Genomic DNA, 18,657 nt, shown 5'->3' with positions numbered 1-18,657 from the left:
TCGCGGGCGTCGGTCCGGGCTAGTCGGGCAGCTGACGCAGCTCGACGAGGGTCAGTCCGAGGGACTGGAAGCGGGCCAGCAGGCCGTGCAGGTGGGAGCTGTCCCCGACCGGCCCGAACAGCACGGTGCCACCGGTGCTCCCCGGCCGCGCGGTCAGCTCCGGGAACGCCGCGCACACGTCGTCCGACAGCCGGCCGGGAAGCAGGAACTCGTAGCGCGTCACGGTCTTCCCTCCGCAACTCGGGCCCGGCGGGCTGCGCCGTCGGGGGCGGTGGCCGGCTCCCGGTCGGCTCCGTGGCCCCCGTGACGTCGGGCAGCCTCGGCCGTCGGCCCGCGCCACCGGATCACCCGCACCGGATGAGGACCGCCCCACCGGCACGGCCCGGCGGACGTCCTCCTCCCCGCTCGAGCACACCCGCGGGGTGGGCGGCCGTCAGGGACCCCGCCCGGGGTGCCCCGGCGCTCACCCGTCGGCGTGCCCGCCCGGACTCGCCCGTGACGGGTGAAGTGGGCCCCCGGAACACCCGGGACGATCCGCCGAGGCGGACCGGGCGCAGGCCGACGAGGCCCCGCGCCTGCGCCCACCGGACACGACCGAGGAGAGGTCGGGCCGATGCGGATCCCGGCGAGCAAGCTGCGTCGGCCGCGCGTCGGCCGCTCGGTGATCGACCGCACGTGGCTGCTCCAGCTCGCCCCGGCCCGGCCGTCCTCGATCGGGACCGCGGACGAGGAGCGGCTCGAGCTCCCGGTGACCCTCCTGGCCGCGCCCGCCGGCGCCGGTAAGACCACCCTCATGTCGACGTGGGCGAAGGACCGTGCCCGGCGCGGTCACCGGGTCGCCTGGCTGTCCCTGGACGGCAACGACAACGACCGGGTCGTCTTCTGGACCGGGGTCCTGGCCGCCGTCCGCACCGCGGTCGGGGACTCGCCGGACGAGTTGACCGCGGCCACGTACGAGGCGTCGACCGTCCTCCTCGGCGAGGTCCCGCCGCTCGTCCGGCTCGAGGAGCTGCTCGACCCGTCGGGGCCACCGCTGTGGCTCTTCCTCGACGACGTGCAGGAGATCCACGCCGCGGACGTGCTCGCGGACCTCGACGACCTCCTCCGCGGGAGGCCGAGCGGGTTGCGGCTGGTCCTGGCCACGCGCCGCGACCCTCCGTTGGCCCTGCAGCGGCTGCTCCTGTCGGGGCAGCTGCGCGAGATCCGGGCGGCGGACCTCGCGCTCGAGCGGAGCGAGGTCCGGGAGCTGCTCGGCCACCACGGCGTCGTCCTCGACGAGGCCCGGCTCAGCCTGCTCGTCGAGCGGACGGAGGGCTGGGCGGCGGGCGTGCGCCTCGCCGCGCTGACCCTCGCGGGCGCCGCCGATCCCCGTGCGGTGGTCCAGGACCTCGCCGGTGACGACCGGGCGGTCGCCGACTACCTCGCCGCAGAGGTCCTGGGCCGGCTCGGCCCGGTGGAGCGCGCGGTGCTGCGCGTCTGCGCGGTGCCCGAGCAGCTCACGCCGGAGCTGGCCGTCGCCCTGAGCGGCGAACCCGCCGCGGCCGAGGTGCTGGAGGACCTCTACCGCAGCAACGCCCTCGTGGTGCGGCTGGCCGGCCCGGGACGCCGGTACCGCGTGCACGCCCTGCTGCGAAGCCACCTGCTGCTCGGCATGCAGCGGACCGACCCGGGGCGGCTCGCGGAGGCGCACGCGCGTGCCGCCTGCTGGTTCGCCGAGCACGACCAGGTCCAGTGGGCGCTCACCCACGCGCTCGCCAGTGGAGACGGCGACCTCGCCGTCCGGATGCTCATCCGGCACGGCCCCACGCTGCTGGCGGACGGCCGGGCCCGTGCGCTGCAGCGCCTGGTCGCCGGCGCGGATCCGGGGGTGCGCAGCTCCCCTGGTGCCCGCCGGCTGGAGAACCTCGCGCACCTGGCCCTGGGGGACCCCGCTGCTGTGCTCCCCGGGCCCCGGCCGGGCGCCCGCGAGGAGCCCACCGGTGAGGGAGAGGAGCCCACCGGCAGCCGCCTGCGCGCCCTGGAGGCGCTCGAGCGCGCCCGCCACGTGGACCTAGGGCTGTCGTCGGCGGCGCTCGACGCCAGCGACCGCGTCACCGGTGACGACGACGTGACCCTGCTGCTGAGGGAGAGCCGCGGAGCGGTCCTCCTCATGGAGGGGAAGCTGGCGGAGGCCGACCGCGAGCTGACGACGGCCGGCCGGATCGCCTCGGCCCGGCACAACCCCCACGCCCTCCTGCGCACGACCGCCGCCATGAGCGCCCTGGCCGCCGCCGGCTGCGACTTCCGACGCAGCTGGGAGCTGGCCGAGGAGGTCGTCCGCATCGCCGCGCGCAGCGGATCGCTCGCGACGCCGGAGGTCGGCTTCGCCCTCCAGCAGGCCGCGCACTGCGCCTACCAGCGCCTGGACCTCCTGGGCGCCCGCCACCTCGTCGAGCGGGCGCTCCGGACGCTGCGCCACGCCCCGGACGCCGTCGCCCTGCTGTCGGCCACGGCGCTGCACGCGGTCCTGGACGTGGAGACCGGCAGCGACCCGCCGGACGCCGCCCGCCGGCTCCGGGACTGCTGGACCGTCGTCGACGGCCGGCCCGCCCCGCCCGCGCTGGTCGCGCACGTCGCCTTCCTGCAGCACCGGTGCAGCTGGCTCGTCAGCCGTCCGGACTGGGCCCGGGACGCGCTCGTCCGCCTCGAGGACGAGGTGGGAGCCGGCGGGGAACTGGAGGTGCTGACGGCCGGCGAGCACCTCGCCCGGGGCCGGGGGGACGCGGCCCGCCGCCGCCTGGCAGCGGTGCTCGCGGGCGGCGTGGACTGCCTCCTGCCCACGACCCGTCAGCTGGCGTGGCTGCTCGAGGCCCTGCTCGCCCAGCGTGCCGGTCAGCCGGCACGCACGCGGGAGGCCCTGCGGGAGGTCCTGCTCACGGCCGAGGACCTCGGGGCCCGGCACGTGTTCCTGGAGCTCCCGGGTGTCCTCCCGCTCCTGGACCAGCACGCGTGCCGGTTCGGCCGGCTCGACCCGCTCGTCGAGGACCTGCGGGCGGCCCTCCGGGATCGTGGAGCCACCGGCCGGCCGGCGTTGACCCCCCGGGAACTGGAGGTGCTCCGCCACCTGCCGGCGCAGCTGACCCTCGAGGAGATCGCCGAGAGCCACCGGGTCTCGGTGAACACCGTGAAGACCCACGTGCGCTCCATCTACCAGAAGCTCGGCGCCACCAGCCGCCGCGGTGCCGTGGCGACGGCGCAACGGCGGGGTCTGCTCTAGGAACCGGGCGGGCAGGCCAGGATCAGTCGGGCAGCTGCCGGAGCTCGACGATGGTGAGGCCGAGGTGCTGGAACCGGTCGAGCAGGCCGTGCAGGTGCGCGCCGTCCTTGACCGGTCCGAAGAGGACCGTCCCCCCTGTCGCACCCACGCCCACCAGCAGCTCGGGGAAGGCTGCGGCGACGGACTCCGAGGGCCGGCCGGGGATGAGGAACTCGTACCGCATGGTCTCGACCACCTGCCTTCCTGGTCAGGCCGATGCTGCGCCGCGCCGGGCCCGGCGGACCTCATCCCGCCGTGGTGAGCCTCCGGTCAGCGGCGCCACCGCAGGAGCGCCCCGACGGCCATCCCGAGCAGGACCATGATCGTCAGGATGAGCCACACCGGCGCCGACACGTCGACCGTGAACAGGTTGATCGTCACCCGCTCCCGGTTCTGCGCGATGAACACCACCGCGACGACGGCCAGGACCAGCGCGACGACCTGACCCGGACGGACGGACACCGGGGTCGGGCTCTTCGGGGACGAGGTCGCGGGCCCGTCGGCCATGGCAGTCCTCCACGCTCGGGGGTCCGCTCGTGTGGTGGACCCTGCCGGGCCACGCTGGCCCGCCCCGAGCCGGGCGCGGATCACCTGGTGCGGATGACCGGCGCCCACGGCGCACCGCTCACCTGCTGGGGGCGACGTGCCGGCCGGGTGCCGGCCGCACGCTGCACCGGTGACCGACACCGGTGTCGACCGTGCCCTGCCCCGCTGGCTCGTCGTCCTGTTCGGCGTGGCCGCCACGGTCATCGCGGTGGCCGGGCTGCGCAGCGCGGCCGACATCATCGCGCCGGTCTTCCTCGCCCTGGTGCTCGTCATCGCCGTCCACCCGGTCCTCACCTGGGCCCGCCGGCACGGGACGCCGAACTGGCTGGCGCTCAGCCTCGCCCTGCTCGTGCTCTACGCCGTCGTCCTCGGCCTCGTCCTGGGCCTGGCGCTGTCGGTCGCCCGGCTGGCCACGCTCCTCCCCGGCTACCAGGAGCAGATCGACGGCCTGGTCGACGACGTCGGGTCCCTGCTGGCGTCGGTCGGCGTCGGCCGGGACGAGGTCGCACGGGCACTGGAGGGGATCGACGCAGGGGCCGTCGTGGGCTTCGCCGGCGATCTGGTGGCGGGACTCCTCGGTGCGATCAGCAACCTGCTGTTCGTCCTCGCCACGGTCCTGTTCATGGGGGTCGACGCGAGCGGGCTCCCCGACCGCCTGCGGTCGGTCCCCGGGAGCTCACCGGCCCTGACCGCCGCCCTGGGCGGCTTCGCCGAGCGCACCCGGAGCTACCTGGTGGTCTCGACCGTGTTCGGCCTGGTCGTGGCCGTCATCGACACCGTCGCGCTGTTCGTCCTGGGCATCCCCCTGCCGATCCTCTGGGGGCTGCTGTCCTGGATCACCAACTACGTGCCGAACATCGGGTTCCTCATCGGGCTGGCCCCCCCGGCTCTGCTGGCCCTGTTGGTGGACGGACCCGGCCTGGCGATCGTCGTGGTGGCCGTCTACTGCGTCGCCAACGTCGTGATCCAGTCGATCATCCAGCCGGCGGTGGTGGGTGACGCCGTGGGGCTGTCGGTGACCGTCACGTTCCTCTCCCTGGTGGCCTGGACCTGGATCCTCGGCCCGCTGGGAGCGCTGCTGGCCCTGCCGCTCAGCCTGCTCGTGAAGGCGGTGCTGCTCGACGCCGACCCCGGACGGGAGTGGGCGCGGACGCTGGTGTCCAGCCCGCCGCCGAAGCCGGGACGGCAGGCCCGGCGCCGCCCCGGGGCGGCCGTCGCGACGCCGGCGCAGCGGGCACCGGTCGTGGCGGAGCAGGCCCGGCCGGCCGCCGAGGACGCCCCCCGTGGCGCGTCGTGACGGTCCGCTCCCCCGCTGCCCGGGTCGGGGCCTGGCGCGCCCGCCTGTCCTCCACCCTGGTCTGGCGGTGCGCGCTGCGGTTCGTCGACATCACTGGGTACGACCGCGCCCTGGGCCTGGCGGCGCAGGCGTTCGTCGCCACCGTGCCCACGATGGTGGTGGTGTCGTCGCTGTCCGGCGGGACCGGGAGCGCCCTCGCCGACCGGGTCGTCGCGCGCTTCGGGCTGTCGGGCGACACCGCGGACCTCGTGCGCGAGGCGCTGCGGCCTCCGGCCGACACGGGCGTCACCGCGTGGGGGATCTGCCTGCTCGTGGTGTCCGGCGTCGGCTTCACCCGCGCGCTGCAACGGGCCTTCCGGGCGGCCTGGCGGGTGCCGCGGTCGCCGGGGTGGCGCGGGTGGGTCGGTGGCGTCGGCGGCGCCCTGGCGGTCGCCGCGGTCGTCGTCGCCGGTCTCGGGGTGACCGCCCTGGTGGAGGGCTTCCAGGGCGCCGGTCCGGTGGCCTTCGTCGCCCGGGCGTTCCTCTCCGGCGTCCTCTGGCTCGTGGCCATCCGGTTGCTGCTGGGCTGGTCCCTCCCCTGGCAGCCGTTCCTGCCCGGGGCGGTCGTGGCCGGTGCCGGCACGGCCGCGGTGTGGGTCGTCTCCGAGGTGTGGCTCCCGCGGGCGTTCATCTCCCAGGCCGGGTCCTACGGGCTCGTCGGGATCGTCGTGGTGCTGATCAGCTGGCTCATCCTGATCGCCCTGCTCCTGGTCTGCGCAGCCGTGGTGAGCGCCGAGCTGTGGCACGCACGCGCGGCACCGGCGGCTGCGCCCGGGTCCGACCCCGCCCCCTGAGGGACACCGTGCGGGTCCCCGGCACGTCCGGGTGCGCCCGGCGTCCACTTCGTCCGTGACAGGTGATGTGTCGGCAGCAGCCGCTCCCGGATCGTCGCGACCGGCGTCGCGCCGAGCTCGGCCACCACCGAAGGGGATCACCATGCCGCTCGACTACACCGACCGGACCGACTTCGAGAACGCCGGACGCGGCCTGGTCGACCGACTCGAGCCCTGTCGCGTCACGGCCGCCGACGGCCGCACGGTCTGGGACCTGGAGCAGTACGCCTTCCTGGACGGCGAGTGCCCGGACACGGTGCACCCGAGCCTCTGGCGGCAGGCCCAGCTGTTGCGCATCCACGGCCTGTTCGAGGTGACCGACGGGATCTACCAGGTGCGCGGCCTCGACCTCTCGAACACGACCCTCGTCGAGGGCGACACCGGGGTGGTCGTCATCGACCCGCTCGTCTCGGCGGAGACCGCCGCAGCCGCCCTCGCGCTGTACCGGCGCAACCGCGGCGACCGGCCGGTCACCGGGGTGGTCTACACCCACTCCCACGGCGACCACTTCGGCGGCGTGCTGGGCGTCCTGCCCGACGGAGCCGGGGACGTGCCGATCCTCGCTCCCGCCGGCTTCCTGGAGCACGCGGTGTCGGAGAACGTCTACGCCGGCGGCGCGATGATCCGGCGCGGGACCTACATGTACGGGATGCTCCTCGGCCCCGGCCCGACCGGGCAGGTGGGCACGGGCCTCGGCATCGGCGGCTCGACGGGCTCGGCGGGCCTGCTCGCGCCGACCGTCGACGTCAGCCGCACCGGGCAGGAGGAGATCGTCGACGGGGTGCGGATGGTCTTCCAGCTGACCCCGGGCACCGAGGCCCCGGCCGAGATGAACTTCCACTTCCCGGACCACCGGGCGCTGTGCATGGCCGAGAACGCCACGCACAACCTGCACAACCTGCTGACCCTCCGCGGCGCGCTGGTCCGGGACCCGCGCGCCTGGTCGCGCCACCTCGACGAGGCGATCGAGCTGTTCGGCGCCGACACCGACGTGGCGTTCGCCTCGCACCACTGGCCCACCTGGGGGACCGACGACGTCGTCGCCTTCCTCACCGAGCAGCGCGACCTGTACGCCTACCTGCACGACCAGACGCTGCGGATGCTGAACAACGGCCTCACCGGCCTCGAGATCGCCGAGCAGATGGAGCTCCCCCCGGGGCTGGAGTCCGCCTGGCACGCCCGCGGCTACTACGGGTCGGTCAGCCACAACGTGAAGGCCGTCTACCAGCGGTACCTGGGCTGGTTCGACGGCCACCCGTCCTCGCTGTGGCCGCACCCGCCGGAGGCGGCGGCGACCCGGTACGTCGACGTGATCGGCGGCCGGGACGCCGTGCTGGAGAAGGCCCGGCGGTACACCGGCGTCGGCGACCTGCGCTTCGCCGCCGAGCTCCTGAAGCACGCCGTCTTCGCCGACCCCGACGACGGCGAGGCGAAGGAGGCCCTCGCCGGCGTCTACGAGCGGCTCGGCTACGGCTGCGAGAACGCCACGTGGCGCGGCTTCTACCTGACCGGCGCCCACGAGCTGCGCAACGGGGTCAAGCCGCCCCCGCTCACCATGGCCGGGGGCATGGCCGCGGCCCTCACCGTGGAGCAGCTGTTCGACACCCTGGCCATCCGGCTCGACGGCCCGCGTGCCGCCGCCGAGTCGCTCGTCATCGACTGGCGCTTCACCGACAGCGGCACCACCCTCCGGACCGCCCTGTCCAACGGTGCGCTGATCCAGACCGAGAACCCGCGTCGGGCGGCGACGCCCGACCTGACCGTCACCCTGACCGAGCAGGACCTCCTGGGTCTCCTCGCTGGGCGCGGACTCGACGGCCTCGACCACGACGGGGACCCGACGGCGCTGACCCGGCTCATGGGCCTGCTGGAGACCGCGGACGAGGCGTTCCCCATCGTCACGCCGTAGCACCGCCCCCACCTGCACTGCCGGACGCGACCCGCCCCCCTGGCCCCGAGGAGGACCCTGATGGAGACGTCTCCCGCCCCGTACACCTTCGAGGGCGGCTACCCCACCCCGCAGACGGTGCAGCGCGCCTACGACGACGCCGACCTCGGCCGGGCGGTCACGACGTACCGGTTCTTCTTCCCCACGGTGTCCGGAGCGGCGATCTACCAGGGCAACCTGGCCGCGGGCGCCGTCCCCAACCAGGTCTTCGGCGCCATGGAGACCCGCCCCGAGCAGGTGGGCCTGACCCTCAACTCGGACACCCCGTACGGACCGCTCGTGCTCGACCTGCACGAGGGGCCCGTCGTGGTCGAGCTGCCACCGGGCCCGCTGGTCGGCGTGGCGCTCGACGTGAACCAGCGGTGGCTGGCGGACATGGGCCTGGCCGGCCCGGACGGTGGGCGCGGCGGATCCCACCTCCTGCTGCCACCCGACTGGGACGGCACGGTCCCGGACGGCCACCACGTCGCCCGCTCGGGGACCCACCGCGTCATCGGCGGGCTGCGGGCCATCCCGCAGGGAGGCGACCTGGGCGCGGCGATGGACCTGCTCACCCGCGTGAAGGTGCGCCCTCTCGTCTCCGACGGTCGAGGTCCGGCGTCCTGGGTCGACGTCTCGAGCAAGCCGCAGGACACCACCCCGTTCCGCTGGGAGGAGAGCCTGGAGTACTGGCGCGTCCTGCACGAGGTCCTCGACACCGAGCCGCCCACGCCGGGCTGGGAGGCGATGTACGGCGAGCTCGCGGCCCTGGGCATCGTCCGGGGCCGTCCCTTCGCCCCCGACGAGCGCACGACGAGGATCCTCGAGCTCGCGGCACGCACGGCGAGCGGACAACTGCGCGTGCAGTCGCTGGCCGACCGGCGTCCCGACCGCATCGCCTGGCCCGGCACGCACTGGGAGTGGGCCACCCTCGAGCAGGACCCCGAGTTCCGACGGGACGGGGTGCTGGACAGCGACGCCCGCGAGAAGTGGTTCTTCCAGGCCATCGGCGTCTCGCCGGCGATGATGCGGCGGGAGGCCGGTGCCGGCTCCCTCTACTGGCTGGGCACCCGGGACGCGGCCGGGAACTGGCTCGACGGCAGGCGCACCTACCGTCTCGTGGTGCCCCAGCCGGTGCCGGCGGAGCTGTTCTGGTCGTTGACCGTCTACGACGCCCGCACGCGCAGCCAGATCACCACCCCGCAGGGCCGCGCGGCCATCCGGTCGCTGTTCGAGCTGGCCGGCGAGGACCCGGCCGCGCCGGTGGAGCTGTGGTTCGGCCCGGAGGACCCGGGTGTGGGCGGCCGCTGGATCAGGACCGTCCCGGGTGCCGGCTGGTTCTCCTACGTCCGGCTCTACGGCCCGCGTCAGGCCGCCTTCGACGGCTCCTGGCGGCTGCCGGACCCGGAGCAGACCGCCTGACGCGGCCGTCCATGGCCGCCTCGCGCACGAGGGGCGAGGTGGCGTGCACCGGCCCGGGGCCCGGTCCGCCGAACCTCCTCCCCGGGTCACGGGCCGCAGACGTCGACGCGCCCGAGGGTGTCGACCTCCCGGGACGTCACCCCGGCGCTATCCCTGCTGCCCCAGGTTCGTCACCAGGTTCACCGCCACGGCGATCACCACGGTGCCGAACAGGTAGGACAGCAGAGCGTGCCCGAGGGCGACCTTGCGGATCGACGTGTCCTCGACCTGGGTGTCCGGCACCGCGAAGCTCATCCCGATGGTGAACGCGACGTAGGCGAAGTCGCTGTAGGCAGGCAGCTCCCGCTGGCCGAAGTCGATGCCGCTGTCGTCCCCGGAGTAGTAGTGGCGCGCGAACTTGAGGGCGAAGACCGTGTTGACCAGCGCCCACGACAGGATCACCACGAGGATGCCGAGCACCACGGTGGCGACTCCGACGGCGTCCCCGGAGCCGGACCGGACGAGGGCCTCCACGACGGCGGCGAGGCTGGCCACCGCCGCACCCAGCACGGCCGCGTCCGTGACCCGGGTCTGCCCCTCCTCCTCGGCCAGCCGTTTGGTCCCCTCCGCGTCGCGCGGCCAGCTGATCCGCCACACCAAGAACAGCAGGCCGCCGGCGGTGAGGGCCCAGCCGACGAGGACCGCGAGCTCGGGCACACCGGCGACCACGGCCAGTCCGCCCGCGACGAGGCCGCCGCCGAGACAGATCAGCAGGCGCCGCCACGACAGGATCGTCGCCCGTGGGCCCGTCTCCACCGCCGTCGTGCGGGGTGCGGCGCTCACCGGGCCGCCCCGCACCGGACCGGTGGGGGCCCGGCGCCGGCCCACCGTACGGCTCGTCCCCGGGCCGTGCGGTGGGCCGCCCGTCGGCGCTTCAGCCACCCGGACGGAAGACGGCACGGACGCACCCGTCCTCCTTGTTCTTGAACATCTCGTACCCGCGTGGCCCCTGGTCCAGGGACATCACGTGGGTCGCCAGGTGCTCGGTCTTCACCTCGTCCCGGCTCATCAGGTCGAGGATCTCCGGGACGTAGCGGTGCCCGTGCTGCTGGGCGCCGCGGAGGGTCAGCGCCTTGTTCATCACCGCCCCCATCGGGAACTTGTCCACCACGCCGCCGAACACGCCCAGCGCGAACACCGTCCCGCCCTTGCGGCAGGCGTAGATGGCCTCCCGGAGGGCGGTCGGCCGGTCCGACTGCAGCCGCAACTGCTGCTTGACCTGGTCGTAGAGGTATTGCGGGCCAGGGCTGTGCGCCTCCATGCCCACCGCCTCGATGCAGACGTCCGGACCGCGCCCGCCGGACATCTCCCGCAGTTCCGCGGGGACGTCGACCTGCTCGTAGTCGAGGGTCTCCGCCCCGATGTGCGTGCGGACCTGCTCCAGCCGGTTGTCGAACCGGTCGATGACGACGACCCGCTCGGCGCCCATGAGCACCGCCTTGCGCGCGGCCATCTGCCCCACGCCGCCGGCGCCCCACACCGCGACGACGTCACCGGCCTTCACCTCCGCCTGGTGCGCCCCGGTCCAGCCGGTGGGGGCCGCGTCGGAGGCGAACAGGGCACGCTCGTCGGAGACGCCGTCGGGGATCGTGAAGGCGCCCTGGTCGGCGTAGGGCACCCGGATGTAGCGGGCGTGGCTGCCCGCCCAGCCGCCCATCGCGTGGGAGTAGCCGAAGCAGCCGCCGATGGACTGGCCCCAGAGCGACTCGGTGATCCCCGGGTTGGGGTTGCCGTTGTCGCACAGCGACCACAGCTCGTTCTCGCAGTACCAGCACTGCCCGCAGCCGATGAACGAGACCACCACCACCCGGTCGCCGACCCGGTGTCTGGTGACGCTCTTGCCGACCTCGGCCACCGTGCCCATGAACTCGTGGCCGAGCACGTCACCGGCACGCATCGCGGGGATGTAGCCGCCGAGCAGGTGCAGGTCCGAGCCGCAGGTCACCGACAGGCCGACCTCGAGGATGATGTCGTGGTCGTTGAGGATCTTCGGCTCCGGGACATCCTCCACGCCGATCTCGTTGACGCCCCGCCAGGTCACCGCCTTCACAGCACGCCTCCCTTGGGCGATCGCTTCGCGACCGCCTCCAGCGCCGCGCCGGCGGGCGTGGCGCTCCGCCTGCCGTGTGGGGCGGGATCCACCACGAGCACCTCGCCCACCTCGATCAGTTGCTTGGCCTTGCGCAGCGCGGACCGCAGGTCGCCCTGCGGGTCGCTGCCCATGAGCCGTGCCGGACCGGAGGCGTTGCCCGAGGAGCGCTGGGTCAGCCGTACGGCCAGCTCGGTGCCCTTGCCGTCCGCCGCGGGGCGGATCCGCGTCTCGACGCGGTCGCCGTACGCGGCCAGCGGTGCCGGCAGCGAGGTGGCGTCGATCTCCGCCGGCTCGCGGTTGATGCTCACCGCCAACCACCCGGACGCCGGAGCGCCCGCCGCACCGGGGCCACTGCCGTGCTCGAAGACCGAGAGGACCTGGCGGACGACGGTGCCGCCCGCCCGGGCGGCCAGCGACGCGACGTTGCCGATCGCGGAGGTCATGCCCCACCCCCGGCCGACGCGGTCTGGGGGACCCGCGCGAACTCCTGCACGATGCGCTCGCAGAAGGCCGGCAGGTCGTCCGGCGACCGGCTCGTGGTGATGTTGCCGTCGGTGACGACCTGCTCGTCGACCACCTCGGCCCCGGCGTTGCGCAGGTCGGTGCGGATGCTGGGGAACGAGGTCAGCCGCCGTCCTCGCGCGACGTCGGCCTCGACGAAGTTCCACGGGCCGTGGCAGATCGAGGCGACGGGCTTGCCCGACTGGACGAAGTCGCGGACGAACTGCACCGCGGCGGGTTGCATCCGCAGCTGGTCCGGGTTCACCGTCCCGCCCGGCAGCAGCAGCGCGTCGTACTCGTCGACCGACGCCGCGCCGACCAGCCGGTCGACGCCGAAGGTGCCGGCGTCCTCCAGGTCGTTGTTCCGTGCCGCGATCTCGCCGTCGTGGATCGACAGCACGTCGGTCCGCGCGCCCGCGTCGTCCAGGGCCCGGCGCGGCTGCTCGAGCTCGACGCGCTCCACCCCGTCGGCCGCGAGGATCGCGACCCGTCGTCCGTTCAGCTCCGCGGCCACGTCAGCTCCCTGCCATCGCCGGGTGCAGGACGACCTTGGTCCAGCCCTCGTCGCGGGCGTCGAAGTGCTCGTAGGCCTCCGGCGCGCGGTCGAGGGGCAGCTCGTGGCTCACGATGAACGACGGCTCGGCCTTGCCCCCGGCGATGAGGTCGCGCAGCTGCCGGTTGTACTTCTTGACCGGCGCCTGGCCGCTGCCGATGTGCTGGCCCTTGAACCAGAACATGCCGTAGTCGAAGGCGAGCTTGCCCTGCTTGGCCAGCTCGTCGCTGGCGCCGGGGTCCTGGGGCACGAAGACGCCGACGTTGCCGATCTTCCCGGTGAAGCGCACCGAGGCGACCAGCCGGTTCATCGTCAGGTTGGCCTGCTCCTGCCCGTCGGGCTCGTGCGCCTGGTAGCCGACGCACTCGCAGCCGTTGTCGGCGCCGAGGCCCATCGTCTGGTCGAGGACCGCCTGCACGGGGTCGACCTTCGAGTCGTCGATGGCGATCGCGCCGATCGACTCGGCCAGCTTGAGCCGGTCGGGGTGCCGGTCGACGACCATCACCTTGCCGGCCCCGCGGATGGTGGCCGAGAGGGCGGCCATCAGCCCGACCGGGCCGGCGCCGTAGACGACCGTCTGGTCGCCGGGCTTCACGCCGGCCAGCTCGGTGGCGTGGTAGCCGGTCGGGAAGATGTCGGCGAGCATCACGTAGTCGGTCTGACGCTCCTCGGCGTCCTCACCCAGCCGCAGGCAGTTGAAGTCACCCCAGGGCACGCGCAGCAGCTCCGCCTGCCCACCGGCCCAGGGGCCCATGTCGGCGAAGCCGTAGGCCGCGCCGGCCATCTTCGGCTCCGGCTGCGCGGTCAGGCAGTAGTTCGTCAGCTGCTGCTCGCAGTTCTTGCAGTGCCCGCACGAGATGTTGAACGGCAGGACGACCCAGTCCCCCACCCGCACCTTGTCGACCCCGTCGCCGACCTCGACCACCTGGCCCAGGTTCTCGTGCCCGAACCAGCGGCCGGTCTCGAAGTCGGTCCGGCCCTCGTACATGTGCAGGTCCGAGCCGCAGATGTTCGCCGAGGTGATCCGCACCAGGACGTCGGTCGGCCGCTCGATCCGCGCGTCCGGTACGTCCTTGACACTGACCTGGCGGGGTCCGTCGTACACGACTGCCTTCACGCTGCCTCCTCGTCGGGGTGGTCCCGTCCCGGCTGGGGTCGGGACCTCGATTGCACCCGGCGCGGCGGGGCGCCCGGAATCGGCAGACATGCCGATCCCGGCCGACGTCCCCCTGGGGGCGCACCGCCAGGCCTCCCCGGCTCGCGCACCGGTACCCGGACGACGCACATCGGCAGGTCTGCCGATGGCCTCCCGCGGCGGCATGTCCCACGGTGGGAGCACCGACCGGCGTCCTCCCGCAGCCCGACCGCGTGAGCGCCCGCAGCGCACGACCTGGATGGAGGAGTGGTGAGCGAGTCAGAGCTCGAGGAGACCGGGACCGGGGATGCCGCCAAGCGCATCGGTCAGGCGCCGACGACCACCGACGTGACCGACCCGGAGCGGTCCTCCCGGAACACCGCCGCCGGCTCCGGTTCCGAGCCGGGCGAGGGTCCGGTTCAGCCGGACGCAGACCAGGGGGTGGATCCCTCGGCCAGCATCGAGCCCCACAACGAGGGGCTCGTCTGACCACTTCGACTGCCCGCGCGGCTGCCGCGGGACCGAGCTCACGAGCAGGAGCGCTGCGAGAAGGTGGTCCTCACACCGTGAGCGACGTCCCGGTACCGCCACCGAGGTGCCCGGCTGCCTCGATGGCGGTACCGGGATCCCGGGCCGACTGCCGCAGGCAGTCGACGAGGCTGCGGACGGACTGCCCGGCGGGCGCACGCCACACGACCTCCAGGTCGAGTCGCAGGTCGGGGTCCAGACGCCGGACCGCGAGCCCGTCGACACCTGAGAGATCGACGGAGCCCAGGATGCCGGCGGCGATGCCGACGCCTGCCGCGACCGCGCGGAGCACTGCCTCGGGACTGTTGAGCAGGTTCGGTTCGACGACGACCTGCCGCGAGCCTGCGCCGTCCGGGAAGAAGTGGTCCACCGTGCGGTCCCAGATCCCGGCGAACGGTTCCCGCGGGAACATGACCAGCACCTCGTCGGCGAGGGAGGCAACCGACACCGTCTCGGAGTCGGCCGTCCGGTGCCCGAGCGGGACGACCACGCCGAACAGCACCGAGCCGAGGACGACGCCGTCGAGATCGCGGTCGAACGGTGCCCGGCTCCAGACGACCGCCGCGTCGGCCCGGCCCTGACGGACGGCCTCCAGCGCGTCGTCCCCCCGGCTGGAGCTCACCGAGACCTCGACCCCGTCGATGCCCCGGCCCAGGCTCCTCAACGGACCGTCCAGGACCAGGTCGGCCATGTTGGCCACCCGGAGGGTCAGCCGCTGGCGGCCCGTTCCGGCGGCGCGCACGTCCGCCCGCGCCCGCTCCACCTCGGCGAGGACCACCCTCGCCCGCTCGAGCAGAGCCTGCCCGGCGATCGTGAGCTCGACGCGCTGCGGCGTGCGCTCGAAGAGGGACGCACGCAGTTCGCGCTCCAGGGCCTGGATCTGCTGGGAGAGGGAGGGTGCGGCGATGTGCAGCCGCTTGGCCGCACGGCTGAAGCGCCCCTCCTCGGCCACCGCCAGGAAGTACCTGAGCTGGCGCAACTCCACGACCCACGCTACTGCGGACCCCGTGCCGACCGCAGGCCGTGAACGGGGACGGGCGCGGGTCGCCGGCGCTGGACCTCGGCGGAGGACTCACGGCCAGAGCACGGGACGGTCCAGGCCAGGCGACCGACGGCCATCGGCAGGGCTGCCGATCTCGGCCGGCGGCCCCGGTTCCGACGGCGGCTCGGGGTACCCCCACGGCATGGACGACGGAACCCTCCCTCCGCAGGACGACACGCCAGCGGCCGCGGCCGCCGACGAGGTCGACACCCGGCTCCCGGACGACCCGCGGGTGCCCCAGCCCGACGACGCTGATCCGACGGTGGGCAAGGAACTCGGTGGCGCGGCTCCGGCCGTCGGCCCTGGGCGCTCGCGAGAGGAACCCGCCGGCCGCGGCTCGTGAGGCAGGCCCTCGTGATCGGCTCGTCGGCCGGTCCTACAGGACGTCGAGCGGCACCTTGCCGGACGGCGGCGGGAAGATCCGGTCGAGCTGGTCCAGCTCCGCCTGGCTGAAGCCGATCTCCAGCGCCGCGCGGTTCTCGATGACGTGCGCGCGGGTCGAGGCCTTGGCGACGGCGAACACGTCGGGCAGCCGCAGCACCCACGCGATGGCGAGCTGGGCCGGGGTGACCCCCTTGTCCGCGGCCAGGTCTCGGACGGCCCGGTGCTCGAGGAGCCTGCCGTGGTCGACGGGCGAGTACGCCATCAGGGGCATGCGCCTGCCGCGGCACCAGGGGATCAGGTCGTACTCGGGGCCGCGCCGGGCGAGGTTGTACAGCACCTGGTCGGTCTGGACGCGGTTGCCGCCGGGGAGCCCCGCCAGCCGGTCGAGGTCGGGGACGTCGAGGTTGCTCACGCCCCAGGAGCGGATCAGCCCGCGGGAGACCAGCGACTCGAACCCGGCGACGGTCTCCTCGACCGGGACCCGGCCGCGCCAGTGCAGCAGGTACAGGTCCAGGCGGTCGGTGCCCAGTCGGCGCAGGCTCCGCTCGCAGGCGTCCACCGTGCCCTGGCGCGTGGCGTGGTGCGGCAGCACCTTGCTGACCAGGAAGACGTCGTCGCGCCGGCCGACGATCGCCCGGCCGACGAGTTCCTCGGCGGCGCCGTCCCCGTACATCTCGGCGGTGTCCACCAGCGTCAGCCCGAGGTCGATCCCGGCGCGCAGGGCGTCCAGCTGGCTGTCGGTGCTGACGGGGTCCTCACCGAGGTACCAGGTGCCCATGCCGAGGGCCGGGGCGGCGGTGCCGTCGGGCAGGGTCACGGTGCGGATCGTGGACGTGGTCACGGGGTCCTCCAGAGCAGTTCGCGGACGCCCCGGCCCCCGCCGGGTCCGCCCCGTGTGACACGGGGCGGACCCGGCGGCCGCGGAGTCGAGGGCCGCAGGGCCTGCCGCCCGTGGGGCACCCGCTCAGTGCACCGGCCGCTGCCCGTCGGACCCGACACGCGCCAGCGACCTCGACACGCTCCGGGCGCCGGCGTAGACCGCCCCCGCCGCGGCGACCCACGGGCCACCGACGATCACCGGGTCGAGCACCTGGTGCTTGAGGTCGGTGCGGTGCTGCCCGACCCGCGACTTCAGGCCGTGGTGGGTGAACTCGGCCTTCACCCCGGTCTCGGTGATCGGGTTGTCCGGGCGGAGCGTGAGGAACGACTTCAGGTGGTGCTCCCACGCGTCCACGCGGTCGGCGGCGATGAGCAGCAGCCAGTGCGCCGTCCGGCCTTCGCTGTACGTGTAGGCGTAGCGACGGATGACACCGGCGACGCCCGACGGCGGCTGGGCGGTGCCGAAGACGGGGGTGAGCATGCCGTGCTCGACGGAGCGTTCCCGCGGGTACTTCTCGGGCTGCCGCTCCGGGAACTCCCAGTGCGCGCCGGTGAAGTCCTCCTGGAACTGCAGCTTCGGCACCGACGGCCGGTCCTTCGGGTCGAGGTCGACGCCCCAGCCGGGGATGCGCTTCCTCAGCTCGTCGGGCGACTCGGCCAGCGGGGGCTTGTGCGGTGTGTACGTCATCGGGTTCTCCTGTCGCTCACGCCGCGGTCGGGACGACGAGGGGCTTGATGATCCCGTCGAGCTTGGCCGAGAAGATGTGGTAGCCCTCGGCGATGTGCTCGAGGGGCACCCGGTGGGTGACGAGCTCGCTGGGCTTGAGGTAGCCGTTGCGCACGTGCTCGAACAGCCGCGGCCACTGCCGCTTGACCGGGGCCTGGTTGGTGTGGATCGTCAGGCCCTTGTTCATCGCGTCGCCGAACTTGACGGCGCTGAACAGCGGGCCGTAGGCGCCCATCACCGAGATGGTCGCGCCCTTGCGGACGGAGTCGATCGCCCAGTTCAGCGCGACCGGGGAGCCGCCCTGCAGCTTGAGCTTGGACGAGGTGACGTGCTGGAGGAAGTTGCCGTCGGCCTCCGCACCCACGGCGTCGATGGCGACGTCGGCCCCGAGCCAGTCGGTCGTCTTCTTCATCTCCAGGACGATGTCGCCGTACTCGGTGAAGTTGTAGGTCTCGGCGTGGGCGAAGGTGCGGGCCCTCTCCAGCCGGTGGTCCAGGTGGTCGATGACGATGACCCGGCCGGCGCCCATCAGCCAGGCCGACTTCGCGGCCACGAGTCCGACCGGTCCGGCGCCGAAGACGACGACGACGTCGCCCTCGACGATGTCGCCGAGCTGCGCCCCGAAGTAGCCGGTCGCCGTGGCGTCGGTGAGCAGGACCGCGTCCTCGTCCTCCATCCAGTCCGGGATCTTGGACGGGCCGACGTCTGCGAAGGGCACCCGGACGAACTCGGCCTGGCCGCCGTCGTACCCGCCGGTCGTGTGGGAGTAGCCGTAGATGCCGCCGACGGCGGTGGCGTTCGGGTTGACGTTGTGGCAGTTGGAGTACAGGCCTCGGGCGCAGTACCAGCAGGTGCCGCAGAAGACGTTGAACGGCACCATCACCCGGTCCCCGACCTGCAGGTTCTGCACGGAGGAGCCCACCTCGTCGACGACGCCGATGAACTCGTGGCCGAACGTGTGACCGATCCGGGTGTCCGGCATCATGCCGTGGTAGAGGTGCAGGTCGGAGCCGCAGATGGCGGCCAGGGTGACCCGCACGATCGCGTCGTTGGGGTGCTCGATCGCAGGCCGTTCCTTCTCCTCGGCCCTGACCTTGTAGGGACCTCGGTAGACCATCGCTCGCATGGGATCCCCTCCTGGGGCGCGGGCCCCGGCTCGGGAGAGCGCCACGGGGCGCCCAGCGGCCGGCTCTGCTCACCGGGCCCCCCGACTCTGCGTCGGCCGTCCCACCGGGGCCACCCCAACCCGGGCTCCACGCACCGCTCCGCCGAAAGATCGGCAGATCTACCGATGCCCGACGTCCCGGTCCCGCTCGGATGGACGCAGACGTCCGCCCGGGAACGTGTCCGGCTGTCAGGCGCGGGTACCCCGCTCACCGCCGAGCAGCCGGCCAGGTGGGAGCAACCCCTGCGCGCCC

Annotated in this window: 17 protein-coding genes; 5 read left to right on the top strand and 12 right to left on the bottom strand. The window is 73.8% G+C overall.

The genetic code is table 11. The annotated features are described in order from the left end of the window. Positions 1 to 19: 19 nt before the first annotated feature. Positions 20 to 223: a hypothetical protein gene (locus ACI780_RS02080; RefSeq protein WP_456869803.1), complete on the bottom strand. Its 204-nt coding sequence runs from the start codon at positions 221 to 223 to the stop codon at positions 20 to 22. A gap of 390 nt (positions 224 to 613) precedes the next feature. On the opposite strand from ACI780_RS02080, the gene ACI780_RS02075 reads away from it, so the two are divergent. Continuing rightward, positions 614 to 3,256 (top strand): LuxR C-terminal-related transcriptional regulator, encoded by a 2,643-nt coding sequence (locus ACI780_RS02075; RefSeq protein WP_457000576.1) that lies wholly within the window; start codon positions 614 to 616, stop codon positions 3,254 to 3,256. 22 nt (positions 3,257 to 3,278) lie between these two features. On the opposite strand, the gene ACI780_RS02070 is transcribed toward ACI780_RS02075, so the two are convergent. Together ACI780_RS02070 and ACI780_RS02065 are read right to left on the bottom strand one after the other, a co-directional pair. Next, on the bottom strand, positions 3,279 to 3,491 hold the full coding sequence (locus ACI780_RS02070; protein ID WP_457000575.1) for a hypothetical protein: 213 nt from the start codon (positions 3,489 to 3,491) through the stop codon (positions 3,279 to 3,281). 74 nt (positions 3,492 to 3,565) lie between these two features. Next, positions 3,566 to 3,802: a LapA family protein gene (locus ACI780_RS02065; protein ID WP_457000574.1), complete on the bottom strand. Its 237-nt coding sequence runs from the start codon at positions 3,800 to 3,802 to the stop codon at positions 3,566 to 3,568. A gap of 169 nt (positions 3,803 to 3,971) precedes the next feature. Here ACI780_RS02065 and ACI780_RS02060 point away from each other — a divergent pair, with 169 nt between their 5' ends. From ACI780_RS02060 to ACI780_RS02045, 4 genes are all read left to right on the top strand, one after another. Further along, the gene (locus ACI780_RS02060; RefSeq protein ID WP_457000573.1) at positions 3,972 to 5,138 is read left to right on the top strand and encodes an AI-2E family transporter; all 1,167 of its coding nucleotides are present in this window, start codon (positions 3,972 to 3,974) and stop codon (positions 5,136 to 5,138) included. Next, positions 5,135 to 5,971 carry a YhjD/YihY/BrkB family envelope integrity protein gene (locus ACI780_RS02055; protein ID WP_457000572.1) on the top strand — a complete coding sequence of 279 codons (837 nt, stop codon included), beginning with the start codon at positions 5,135 to 5,137 and terminating at the stop codon, positions 5,969 to 5,971. Before ACI780_RS02060 ends, ACI780_RS02055 begins: the two co-directional genes overlap by 4 nt. A 142-nt stretch (positions 5,972 to 6,113) precedes the next feature. After that, positions 6,114 to 7,919 carry an alkyl/aryl-sulfatase gene (locus tag ACI780_RS02050; protein WP_457000571.1) on the top strand — a complete coding sequence of 602 codons (1,806 nt, stop codon included), beginning with the start codon at positions 6,114 to 6,116 and terminating at the stop codon, positions 7,917 to 7,919. Between the two features lie 60 nt (positions 7,920 to 7,979). Beyond that, positions 7,980 to 9,359: a DUF1254 domain-containing protein gene (locus ACI780_RS02045; protein WP_457000570.1), complete on the top strand. Its 1,380-nt coding sequence runs from the start codon at positions 7,980 to 7,982 to the stop codon at positions 9,357 to 9,359. Between the two features lie 147 nt (positions 9,360 to 9,506). Here the strand turns inward: ACI780_RS02045 and ACI780_RS02040 are convergent, their stop codons facing one another. From ACI780_RS02040 to ACI780_RS02000, 9 genes are all read right to left on the bottom strand, one after another. After that, positions 9,507 to 10,181 (bottom strand): DUF1345 domain-containing protein, encoded by a 675-nt coding sequence (locus tag ACI780_RS02040; protein ID WP_457000569.1) that lies wholly within the window; start codon positions 10,179 to 10,181, stop codon positions 9,507 to 9,509. A gap of 91 nt (positions 10,182 to 10,272) precedes the next feature. Further along, the gene (locus ACI780_RS02035; RefSeq protein ID WP_456869794.1) at positions 10,273 to 11,448 is read right to left on the bottom strand and encodes a zinc-dependent alcohol dehydrogenase; all 1,176 of its coding nucleotides are present in this window, start codon (positions 11,446 to 11,448) and stop codon (positions 10,273 to 10,275) included. Continuing rightward, positions 11,445 to 11,933, bottom strand: coding sequence for a hypothetical protein (locus ACI780_RS02030; protein WP_456869793.1), 489 nt, complete (start codon positions 11,931 to 11,933; stop codon positions 11,445 to 11,447). Before ACI780_RS02030 ends, ACI780_RS02035 begins: the two co-directional genes overlap by 4 nt. After that, entirely contained in the window at positions 11,930 to 12,505 is a 576-nt protein-coding gene (locus ACI780_RS02025) for a type 1 glutamine amidotransferase domain-containing protein (protein ID WP_456869792.1), read from the bottom strand. Before ACI780_RS02025 ends, ACI780_RS02030 begins: the two co-directional genes overlap by 4 nt. 1 nt (position 12,506) lies before the next feature. Next, entirely contained in the window at positions 12,507 to 13,661 is a 1,155-nt protein-coding gene (locus ACI780_RS02020; protein ID WP_456869791.1) for a glutathione-independent formaldehyde dehydrogenase, read from the bottom strand. 577 nt (positions 13,662 to 14,238) lie between these two features. Then, on the bottom strand, positions 14,239 to 15,192 hold the full coding sequence (locus ACI780_RS02015) for a LysR family transcriptional regulator (RefSeq protein ID WP_457000568.1): 954 nt from the start codon (positions 15,190 to 15,192) through the stop codon (positions 14,239 to 14,241). 433 nt (positions 15,193 to 15,625) lie between these two features. After that, positions 15,626 to 16,474 carry an aldo/keto reductase gene (locus tag ACI780_RS02010; RefSeq protein WP_457000567.1) on the bottom strand — a complete coding sequence of 283 codons (849 nt, stop codon included), beginning with the start codon at positions 16,472 to 16,474 and terminating at the stop codon, positions 15,626 to 15,628. 123 nt (positions 16,475 to 16,597) lie between these two features. Beyond that, on the bottom strand, positions 16,598 to 17,200 hold the full coding sequence (locus ACI780_RS02005) for a hypothetical protein (protein ID WP_456869787.1): 603 nt from the start codon (positions 17,198 to 17,200) through the stop codon (positions 16,598 to 16,600). 16 nt (positions 17,201 to 17,216) lie between these two features. Further along, a complete protein-coding gene (locus ACI780_RS02000) occupies positions 17,217 to 18,365 on the bottom strand; it encodes a zinc-dependent alcohol dehydrogenase (protein ID WP_457000566.1) in 1,149 nt (382 codons plus the stop codon). Positions 18,366 to 18,657 lie beyond the last annotated feature (292 nt).

This window comes from Geodermatophilus sp. SYSU D00814 (genome assembly GCF_054050055.1).
The sequence above is the reverse complement of the archived record's forward strand: the minus strand, read 5'-3'. Positions and strand labels throughout refer to the sequence as shown.